This window comes from Cupriavidus sp. YAF13, from assembly GCF_052113425.1.
GTDB lineage: Bacteria > Pseudomonadota > Gammaproteobacteria > Burkholderiales > Burkholderiaceae > Cupriavidus.
Map to the genome: position 1 here is coordinate 1 of NZ_JBFRDD010000104.1, position 10,391 is coordinate 10,391.

The 10,391-nt window shown below is 63.6% G+C and carries 9 protein-coding genes; 8 read left to right on the forward strand and 1 reads right to left on the reverse strand.

The window, feature by feature from the left end:
- Positions 1 to 194 precede the first annotated feature (194 nt).
- Entirely contained in the window at positions 195 to 809 is a 615-nt protein-coding gene (locus AB4061_RS39675; protein ID WP_441641528.1) for a glutathione S-transferase family protein, read from the reverse strand.
- 450 nt (positions 810 to 1,259) lie between these two features.
- On the opposite strand from AB4061_RS39675, the gene purB reads away from it, so the two are divergent.
- The 8 genes from purB (at position 1,260) to AB4061_RS39715 (ending at position 10,177) form a co-directional block, all read left to right on the forward strand.
- Complete coding sequence (purB, locus tag AB4061_RS39680; protein WP_441641529.1) at positions 1,260 to 2,636, forward strand: adenylosuccinate lyase; 1,377 nt, start codon at positions 1,260 to 1,262, stop codon at positions 2,634 to 2,636.
- A 255-nt stretch (positions 2,637 to 2,891) separates the two neighbouring features.
- The gene (locus AB4061_RS39685; protein WP_441641530.1) at positions 2,892 to 3,482 is read left to right on the forward strand and encodes a cytochrome b; all 591 of its coding nucleotides are present in this window, start codon (positions 2,892 to 2,894) and stop codon (positions 3,480 to 3,482) included.
- Between the two features lie 91 nt (positions 3,483 to 3,573).
- The gene (locus tag AB4061_RS39690) at positions 3,574 to 4,146 is read left to right on the forward strand and encodes a YceI family protein (RefSeq protein ID WP_441641531.1); all 573 of its coding nucleotides are present in this window, start codon (positions 3,574 to 3,576) and stop codon (positions 4,144 to 4,146) included.
- A gap of 67 nt (positions 4,147 to 4,213) precedes the next feature.
- A complete protein-coding gene (locus tag AB4061_RS39695; RefSeq protein ID WP_441641532.1) occupies positions 4,214 to 4,795 on the forward strand; it encodes a YceI family protein in 582 nt (193 codons plus the stop codon).
- A 491-nt stretch (positions 4,796 to 5,286) separates the two neighbouring features.
- Positions 5,287 to 6,678 (forward strand): class I SAM-dependent methyltransferase, encoded by a 1,392-nt coding sequence (locus AB4061_RS39700; RefSeq protein ID WP_441641533.1) that lies wholly within the window; start codon positions 5,287 to 5,289, stop codon positions 6,676 to 6,678.
- Between the two features lie 22 nt (positions 6,679 to 6,700).
- Positions 6,701 to 8,032, forward strand: a complete 1,332-nt coding sequence (locus AB4061_RS39705; protein ID WP_441641534.1) for a sensor histidine kinase — start codon at positions 6,701 to 6,703, stop codon at positions 8,030 to 8,032.
- A 7-nt stretch (positions 8,033 to 8,039) separates the two neighbouring features.
- Positions 8,040 to 9,173 (forward strand): ATP-binding protein, encoded by a 1,134-nt coding sequence (locus AB4061_RS39710; RefSeq protein WP_441641535.1) that lies wholly within the window; start codon positions 8,040 to 8,042, stop codon positions 9,171 to 9,173.
- Entirely contained in the window at positions 9,170 to 10,177 is a 1,008-nt protein-coding gene (locus tag AB4061_RS39715; RefSeq protein WP_441641536.1) for a response regulator, read from the forward strand. The genes AB4061_RS39710 and AB4061_RS39715 overlap by 4 nt, the downstream gene beginning before the upstream one ends.
- The last annotated feature ends 214 nt before the right edge of the window (positions 10,178 to 10,391 follow it).

Genomic DNA, 10,391 nt, shown 5'->3' on the forward strand with positions numbered 1-10,391 from the left:
TCAAGTCCAAGTCGGCCGGCTGTTGCGCTTCGAGCAGGAAGGTCAGGTGACTGGAAAGCATCGCGCCCGAAAGTTAACACTTCGGCGCAGCGTTTACAACTTCCTCTGACGCTACATACAAAAATGCCGTTCAGCTCTTAACTGAACGGCATTAGGCTCTATGGCCGGTTTTTATCTTCTCGTCGACCGACGCGTCAGGCGCGCGGCGGTTCCGTGTCGATGAACGACTGGCGCTTGGCAAGCTTGTCCTGGTACACGGCGAGGCGCGGGTGGCGCTCACGCCAGGCGATGTCCGGGAAGCGGAAGTCGAGGTACGACAACGCGCAGCCCACGGCTACGTCGGCCAGCGAGTAATGGTTGCCCGAGCACCAGGGCCGGTCGGCCAGGCCGTCGGCGATGGCCACCAGCGCCGCGTCGATCTTGCCGAGCTGGCGCGTGACCCAGCGTTCGCTGCGCTGCTCGGGCTCGCGTTGCGTGTGTTCCAGGCGCGCCAGCAGGGCGGCGTCTAGCAGGCCGTCGGCCAGCGCTTCCCAGCAACGCACTTCGACGCGTTCGCGGGCGCCCTGCGGGATCATGCGGCTGACGGGCGTCAGGGTGTCGACGTATTCGACGATCACGCGCGAGTCGAAAATCGCGCCGCCGTCTTCCATGACCAGGCACGGTACCTTGCCCAGCGGATTGAACTGGGAGATGGTGGTGTCCGGCGACCACACGTCAACCTCGACCATCTGGTAATCGATCTTCTTTTCCGCCATCACTACGCGCACCTTGCGCGCGTAAGGGCTGGTTTGCGATGCATACAGCTTCATGGACTCCCCTCGAGCTTGTTATGAAGTGCATCGGTCGCGCCTCGCGCGGCCGGCATGCCCGATGCACTTCATAACAGGCTAGCGGATCGGCGAGCGCGAGTATACCCGTGCCCCGTCCGGGATGTGCCGGGCGTGCGCGGCGCCTGCCTGCCGTGTCGCCATGCTGAGACGTGAGCGCTGCCCGGCCCCGCGAACGCGTCCACAGAAGGCGGGCCGCGATGGTAAAATGCCCGCTTTCCGTCGTGCCGTCAGTCGGTTTTTGCGCCGAATTGTTCACTTTTTGAGGCGAATTGGACCTGTTTTTGTGTCTTTTCCCCTCTTTAGAGCGGTTTCGGCCATGTCGCCGGCCACTTCGGCCCGCGCGGGCCTCGCCCGGCTATTTGCCCGCGTAATCTGCCCGCCCGGCCACGCTTGCGTAACCACTTCCCTCCATCCCTCCGGTCTCCCAGCATGTCTTCTTCCTCGCTCTCCCCGCTCACCGCCCTGTCTCCCATCGATGGCCGCTACGCCTCCAAGGCCGATGCGCTGCGCGAGTGGCTCTCGGAAGCGGCCTTCATGCGCAACCGCGTCAAGGTGGAAGTGCACTGGCTGATCGCGCTGTCGCAAGCCGGCCTGCCCGACATGCCGAAGTTCTCGCCGGCCTCGGAAGCGGCCCTGCTGGCGCTGGTGGACAACTTCACCGAAGCCCAGGCATCGCGCATCAAGGAGATCGAGGCGGTCACCAACCATGACGTGAAGGCCGTGGAGTACTGGCTCAAGGAACAGGTCAAGGGCAACGCCGAACTGGAAGCCGCGAGCGAGTTCATCCATTTCGCATGCACCTCGGAAGACATCAACAACACCTCGCACGGCATGATGCTCAAGGGCGCCCGCGAAGGCGTGATCCTGCCCACGCTGCAACGCGTGCACGCGCGCCTGGTGGAGCTGGCGCATGCCAATGCGAGCCAGCCGATGCTCTCGCGCACCCACGGCCAGCCGGCCAGCCCGACCACGCTGGGCAAGGAAATGGCCAATGTGGCGGCACGCCTGGCGCGCGCCATCGAGCGCATCCAGCGCGTGGAGCTGCTGGGCAAGATGAACGGTGCGGTCGGCAACTACAACGCCCACCTGTCGGCGTACCCCAGCTTCGACTGGGAGGCGTTCTCCAAGCAGGTGATCGAAACGCGCCTGGGCCTGACCTTCAATCCCTACACCATCCAGATCGAGCCGCACGATTACATGGCCGAGCTGTTCGACGCCATCGCSCGCACCAACACCATCCTGCTCGACCTGAACCGCGACATCTGGGGCTATATCTCGCTGGGCTACTTCAAGCAGCGCACCAAGGCCGGCGAAATCGGCTCGTCGACCATGCCGCACAAGGTCAACCCGATCGATTTCGAGAACTCGGAAGGCAACCTGGGCCTGGCCAACGCGGTGCTGCGCCACTTGTCGGAAAAGCTGCCGCTGTCGCGCTGGCAGCGCGACCTGACCGATTCCACCGTGCTGCGCAACATGGGCGTGGCCTTCGGCTACAGCCTGCTGGCGTATGAGGCCTGCCTGCGCGGCCTGGGCAAGCTGGAAACCAACCCCGAGCGCCTGGACGAGGACCTCGACAACTGCTGGGAAGTGCTGGCCGAGCCGGTGCAGACCGTCATGCGCCGCTTTGGCGTGCCCAATCCCTACGAGCAGCTCAAGGAACTCACGCGCGGCAAGGGCATCTCGCGCGAGGCGCTGCAAACCTTCATCACCGGCCTGGCGATCCCCGACGATGCCAAGAAGCTGCTGCTGGAAATGACCCCGGCCACCTATATCGGCCGTGCCGCCAGCCTCGCCGAACGCGTGTGATGCTCCCGGCCTGCCGGCCGGCGCGGTGCAAAAAAAGCCATCCCCGGGGATGGCTTTTTTGTTGATGGGCGGCCGGCGCGGGCACGGCTTGCCGGCTGCGGCGAAATGTCACTTCAAATGGTTTGAATGATTTCATGAATTTCGGACCGTTCCGCAACCTGCCCGCCGCACAATAATGCGAGAATTCAAGGAGCAGCAGTAATTGCCGTTCAGTAAAAGATAGTGAAACGCCCGCAAGGGCAGGGGTCCTTATCCATGCATTCCCAAGCCAAAGCCGGCGCCCACGCCGGCGCTGCCGCAGCGCCGCAGCCGACATCCGCCTATGGGGCGACGGCGATCGGCCTGCACTGGATCATCGCGCTGCTGATCTTCGCCGCCTTCGGGCTGGGCCTGTACATGACCAGCATCCCGGGCTTGTCGATGCTCAAGCTCAAGCTGTTTTCCTGGCACAAGTGGATCGGCGTGACCGTCTTTGCCATCGCCGTGCTGCGCGTGCTGTGGCGCGCCACCCACCGCGCGCCGGCACCGGCTGCGGGCACTCCGGCCTGGCAGGCCAAGGCCGCGCACGCGGCTCACCTGCTGCTCTACGCGCTGATCGTGGTGGTGCCCATCACGGGCTACCTGTACAGCTCGGCTTCAGGGGTTCCCGTGGTCTACTTCGGCATCTGGCAGCTGCCCGCGCTGATCGAGAAGAACGATGAGCTCAAGGAAATCCTCAAGCTGGTCCACATCTGGCTGAACTACCTGATGGCCGTGATCGTCGTAGTGCATGCGGCGGCTGCCATCAAGCATCAGTTCATCGAGCGCGATGGCACGCTGGCGCGCATGCTGCCGTTCCTCAAGTAAGCCGACGTACCGACGTACCGACGTACCGACGTACCGACATACTGATAAATGACCGAGGGCCGCATGGCCCTCTTAGCGACAGGAGTTTTTAATGAAACGCATTCCCCGCCCGAGCGCGCTCCTGATGGCAGCCACGCTGGCCACTGCCGGCATCGCAGCCAACTACGCCTGGGCCCAGGTCGACGCAGCCAAGAGCTCGGTCACCGCGACGGCCCGCCAGATCGGCGTGCCGATGGAGGGCAAGTTCAAGAAATTCGACGCCACGGTCGCGTTCGATCCCGCCAAGCTGGCCACGTCCTCGGCCAAGGTCGAGATCGACGTGTCCAGCTTCGAGATCGGAGACGCCGAGACCACCAAGGAGGTCAAGGGGCGCGACTGGTTCGACGCGGCCAAGTACCCCAAGGCGGTGTTCCAGTCGACCAGCATCAAGGCCGGCGCCGCCGGCAAGTATGAGGTGGCGGGCAAGCTCACCATCAAGGGCAAGACCCAGGACGTCGTGATTCCGGCAAGCTATCGCCAGGATGCCGCCGGCCAGGTGTTTGAAGGCGTGCTGCCGATCAAGCGCACCGTGTACAACATCGGCGACGGCGAATGGAAGGACACTTCCGTGGTGGCCGACGACGTTCAGATCAAATTCCGTATCGTGACCTTGGCTAAGAAGTAAGCGCGCGGCGCCCATCTTCCCTGCCATTCCTTTGCTGTTTATCCCCAACTTTTTGCCGGGAGCTCTCATGAAATTGCGCACCATCCTCGCCGCTGTCGCGGCCCTGTCCGCCGTCGGCGTCGCATCCGCCAACACGGTGACCTACAACCTCGATCCCACCCACACGTACCCGAGCTTCGAAGCCGACCACCTGGGCGGCCTGTCGACCTGGCGCGGCAAGTTCGAAAAGTCGAGCGGCGTGGTGACGCTGGACCGCGCCACGAAGACCGGCTCGGTGGACATCAAGATCGATCCCGCCTCGGTTGACTTCGGCAACAGCAAGCTGAACCAGCACGTGAAGGGCCCTGACATGTTCAACGTCGAAGCCTTCCCCGAAGCCACCTACAAGGGCAAGTTCTCCAAGTTCAACGGCGATGTGCCGACTGAAGTCGATGGCATGCTGACCCTGCACGGCGTGTCCAAGCCGGTCAAGCTGGAGATCCGCGAGTTCAAGTGCATCCAGCATCCGATGCTCAAGCGCGAAGCCTGCGGTGCTGACGCGGTGGGCACCTTCAACCGTGCCGATTTCGGTATCGACTACGGCGTGAAGATGGGCTTCAAGCCCGAGGTCAAGCTGGCGATCCAGGTCGAAGGCGTAAAGGCGGACTAAGCGCCGACCAAGCGTCGACTAAAAAGGCCAGCCAGGACGGACGGCACAGGCTGCGCGATGCCCGGGCTTTGTCCTGCGGCGCCGCGCATTCAAGCAGCAAGGCAAAAGGCCGGGAGCATTCCCGGCCTTTTGCTTTATTTCCGGCGGTTTCCGTCGTTCCCGGCTCGGCGGGCGGGCTTGCGCAGGTTGTGTTGTCTGCACATGGCGCCCACAGTACAATGATCCGCTAAGATTCAGTTACAGTCTCATCCAGTACAGCCTCACTCAGTTTCAGTTTCAGTCTCAGTCACAGTTACCAGGGTGTAGTCGCGCGCGTGCCAACATCAGGACGCCCATGCCCGCAACCGATTACCGACATGTATCCCAGCAGTACCCCCTGATACTGGCCTAGCGTAGCGATCCATCGCCCTACGAGCTGTACCCGGCCAGTCAATGATGCATGTTGAACTGGGCGGCCGGCAGCGTTTTTCGGATTTCTCTGGCGCAATACCGTGTACTCCCAAACGCAAATCGATCCGGTGGTTAGTTTCCGCAACTCGCAGGGCGAGCAGGTGCGGGGCACAATTATCAATCTCCAGAGAAAAGCTCTGGTGATGGAAATCTACAATCCATACTCGATCGTCCAGGTCAGCGAGGTGCTGAGCGAGCTGAGTGTGCGCATGGGCAGCAAGAACGCCTACCTGGGCAAGGCGGTGGTGATGAGCCTGGTGAACACCGGCCTCACCGCGGTGGTATCGCTGACGCTGATCGATGAATGGCGCGAGCTGAGCGACCTGCCCAATGAACCCAAATCGGTTGGGCGCGAGGCCGAACTGTTCATCAACGACTGGGATGCGCGCTTCAATATCCGGCGCGATTACCAGATCGTGGTCAACGAAATGCGCGCGTTTCTCTCGGAAGTCTCGCGCTGGGTCGAGCAGGTCGACCTGACCGAGAACCTGCCCAAGACCGACGGACGGCTGCGCGAGGACGTGTTCTACGAGCTCGCCACGCCAATCATGCTCAAGGTCAAGACCTACCTCGACCGGCTTGAAGGCGAGGCCGAGCAGGTGGACGCGGAGATCGCGCCGGTGCACCGCACATACGCGCAATCGGCCCTGCATCCGCTGCTGCTGCGCGCTCCCTTTGTCTACCGCACCTTCACCAAGCCGCTGGGCTATGCGGGCGACTATGAGATGGTCAACCAGATCCTGAACGATCCGCAGCAGGGCCCGACCACCTACTTCCAGATCGTCAATACGGCCTTCCTCAAGGCGGCCGTGGCGACCGCCCACCGCAACCGGATCGACCTGCTGGTCGATTTCCTGTCGCGCCAGGCCGATGCCGCCCGCGCGGCCGGCAGGCCGTTTCGCATCCTCAATGTCGGCTGCGGCCCGGCCTTCGAGATCCAGCGCTTCGTGCGCGAGTATCCGCAGCCCGAGCTGCTGTCGTTCCAGCTGGTCGACTTCAGCGAGGAGACCCTGGCTTACACCAAGTCCTCCATCGAGAGCTCGGCCGCCTCGGCGGGGCACAAGGTGTCGGTGGAGATGTTGCATCAATCGGTACATGAGCTGCTCAAGCGCAAGATCGCGCCAGACGACGCCGGGCTGCGCGAGTTCGATGCGGTGTATTGCGCCGGGTTGTTCGACTACCTGTCTGATAAGGTGTGTTCCCGCCTGCTGAGCTATTTTGCCGCGCGTACGCGGCCGGGCGGCCAGTTGCTGGTAACCAACGTCCATTCGGACAATCCGGAGAAATTCGGCATGGAACACCTGCTGGAGTGGTACCTGATCTATCGCGACGAGGCCAGGATGAGTATGCTGCTGCCCGAACAATCCCGTGATCACAATCTCTACGTCGACCAGACCGGGGTGAATGTGTTCGCGGAAGCGATCATCCTCTGAAACGCCAGTAGCCGGCCCAGCCATGAGCACCAATCAACTTTACGCGGGTTACCAGACCGAGCTGGCGGATTTCCGCCTGGCCTTCAGCCGCGGCGGCGCCTATACCGCCATCGTGCTGGTGCTGCTCGGCGTGGGGCTGGACTACGGCCAGTATCCGCAGTTGCAGGCGCCCTTCGCCGTGGCGCGCGTGCTGGTTTCGCTGCTGATCGCCGGCATCGTGATGCTGTTGTACAGCACGGCAGGGCGCCGTTTTGCGCCATGGCTGACGTTGTCGTGGCTGCTGCTGCCGCAGATCATGATCTCGTGGATGATCTGGCATACCGATGGCGTGGAGTCGCCGTATTACGTCGGGCTGAATCTCGCGATCTTCGCGTCTGGCATCGCGCTGCCGTTCGGCCTGTGGCAGAACCTGGTCTTCGGGATCCTGTCCTACCTGTTTTACCTGCTCGCCTGCGTGCTGCATTCCGGCGGCATCGAGCCGGCTGGCACCTTCATCGTCAATTCGCTGTTCCTGCTGTTCGCCGCGGCGGCCAGCGCGGTCTATACCTTCTTCAATGAACGGGCGCGCTTCATGCTGTTCCGGCTGAAGGCCGAAGTGGCGGAGAAGAACGGCGAGCTCGAAGTGATCAACCGCAAGCTGGTCGACATCAAGGGCCAGATGCTGCAGCAGGAAAAGATGGCCGCCATCGGTACGCTGGCCGCGGGCCTGCTGCACGAGGTCAACAACCCGGTCAACTTCTGCCTGATGGCGATCGAGGTCGCGCTGGAAGAGCCGGTGGCCAAGAACGAGCCGATGCTGCAGGAGTGCCTGGTCGACGCCAAGCAGGGCATGCAACGCATCCAGCATATCGTGTCGGACCTGAAAACCTTCGCCTATCGCAAGCCCGGTGCTGAAGCGGAGGGCACGCCCTTCCTGTTCGAGAAGGCGCTCGATTCCTCGATCCGGCTGACCGCGCATGAGCTGCGCGGGGTGGCCGTCACGCGCGAGCTGCCGACCGATACGCTGGTGCTGGGCGATGAAGCCGCGGTGATCGGCGTGCTGATCAACCTGTTTTCCAACGCCGCGCTGGCCATGCGCAAGGCCGGCACGCAGGCCCCGGCCATCCATACCACCGTGAAGTGGGTCGAGCGCCGGCTGCATGTGACCGTGAAGGACAACGGGCCGGGCATCGCGCAAGAGCACCTGGCGCGCGTGTTCGAGCCGTTCTTCACCACGCGCGAAGTCGGCCAGGGCCTGGGCCTTGGCCTGTCGATCAGCTATGCGGTGATCGAGCGTCACGGCGGCGTGCTGTTTGCCGAGAGCGAACTGGGCAAGTGGGCCTCGTTCAGCTTCGACCTGCCCCGAGCCGACTGAGAATGCCATGAGCGACGCCCGTCAACCACGGCTTACCGTGCTCTACGTCGATGACGAGGAAATGGCATGCAAGTACTTCGCCCGCGCGGTCGGCGCGGAGTACGAGGTGCTGGTCGCCAGCGGCGCCGACGAAGCGGTACGCATCCTGCGCCGGGAGAGCGCGCGCGTCGCCGTGCTGGTGACGGATTTCCGCATGCCGGGGCGCGATGGCGGCGACCTGCTGCGCCAGGTTGCGCTCGAGTACCCGCAGATCGTGCGCATCCTGGTGACCGCCTACGCGGACAAGGACATGCTGTTGCAGACGGTCAACACTGGCGAAGTGTTCCGCATCCTGGAGAAGCCCATCGAGCTGGGCCAGGTGCGCGAAGCGCTGCGGGTGGCCGCCGAGCGCTATCGCGAACGCTCGATCCGCCATCAGCGCCTGATGGCGATCGACGAGACGCTGGCCTTCCTGGCGCATGAACTGAACACGCCGCTGGCGGCGATCGCAAATTTTGCGCGCGGTATCGAAAGCCGTATCGCGGCGGAATACAATCCGCTGCGCCAGAGCGAGATTGGCCAGGCGGCCACGTCGATGCACGACAACGCGCAGTATTGCCTGGCCGTGATTTCGTCGTTCCTGCAGTCGGTGCGCAGCAGCGGCAGCCGGCCGAGCACGCAAGCGGGTGCCAGCCGGGAAGTGACCGCTGGCGGCCTGATCGCCGCGCTGCTCGACACCTACCCCTTTGCCGGGCCGCAGCGTGAGTGGGTAAAGATCGAAATGCATGACGACTTTGCCGTGCGCACGCTGCCCAATTGCGTGGCGCTGGTGCTGTCGTCGCTGTTGTCCAATGCGCTGCGGGCGCTCGACGGCGTCGACTCGCCTTCGCTGCGCTTCGTGGTGGCGGCCGAGCCCGATGCCGCGATCCGCATCTGCGACAACGGCCCGGGCATACCATCTGAGGTGATGGGGCGCCTTCTGGTGGATCCGGTCACCACCCATGCGAGTACCGGCGGCAACGGACTGGGCATGATTTTTTGCAACCGTGTCATGCAGTCTTTCGGTGGCGGCATCCGGATCGAGTCTACGTCCGGTGCGGGTACCACAGTGACGCTGGATTTCCCCAATACCAAGAGTCGAATGCATAGGAGTGATCGATGAACGAACCGAATGCCACGCAGGCACCATCACCGGCGATTCTGTTCGTCGATGACGAGGCGACGGCCGTCAAGTATTTCCAGCGTGCCATCGGAGCCCTGGCGCCGGTCGTGACCGGTGGCTCGGTTGAAGAGGGCAAGGCGCTGCTGGATGCGCACGCGGACAGCCTTGCGGTCCTGGTCTCCGACCAGCGCATGCCGGGCGAGTATGGCAACGAGTTGCTGCGCTACGCGCGCGAGCGCTATCCGCACATCGTGCGGATCCTGACCACCGCTTACTCGGAGATCGAGCATACGGTCGCGGCCGTCAACGAGGGGCAGATCCATCGCTATATCAAGAAGCCGTGGGACATCACCTCGCTGCGCATGGAGCTCAAGCAGGCGCTTGAGATGGCCGGCCTGCGCAAGGAGCGCGACCAGTTGCTGCGCGAGAAACTGAGCGTGCTGCAGCGGCAGACCATTGCCGCACGCATCGGCCTGATCCGCACGCTGTCGGCCAGCCTGATCGGCCCGGAGCGCTTCCAGCCGGTGGACACCTATCTGGCCTCGGCCGCGCTGGTCGGCGTGCAGAATCCCGAGCCGGACTGGCTGTTGATGGACTACGCCGACTTGGTGGCGGCGGAAAGCCGCCGCAGCGGCACCTTCGGCCACGCCGTGGCGGTCAAGCTCGCCGCGCTGCGCACGCAGCTCGCCGGCCGTGGAGCCGGCGATGCGGTGGCGGCACTGGCCGAGACGCTGGCCGCAACGGAAGGTGCAGCCAACGTGCGCCGCGATGGCGATGCCCTGGTGTGGATCCAGGGTGCCGCGCTTGCCGAGTACCTGGGCGAACCGGTGGATAAGGAAGTGTCCGCGCAGCATGCCACCTGGCTGGCGGGGCTGCTGTGGCTGGACGAAACCGGCGGCGCGCTCAAGGCCGTGCGGGAGGGCGACTCCATCGTCTACCGCCCCACCGATCGCACTGCGGAGTTTGCCGCGGATCGCCTGGCGGTGTGGATCGAGCAGTTCTGAGCGAATCCCGAGCGCGCTCCGCGCGCGTTCCGAGTCGCAACGGCATCACAAAAAAAAAGGGCACCCGAAGGTGTAATGCCGTTCAGTTAAGAGCTGAACGGCATTTTTGTATGTAGCGTCAGAGGAAGTTGTAAACGCTGCGCCGAAGTGTTAACTTTCGGGCGCGATGCTTTCCAGTCACCTGACCTTCCTGCTCGAAGCGCAACAGCCGGCC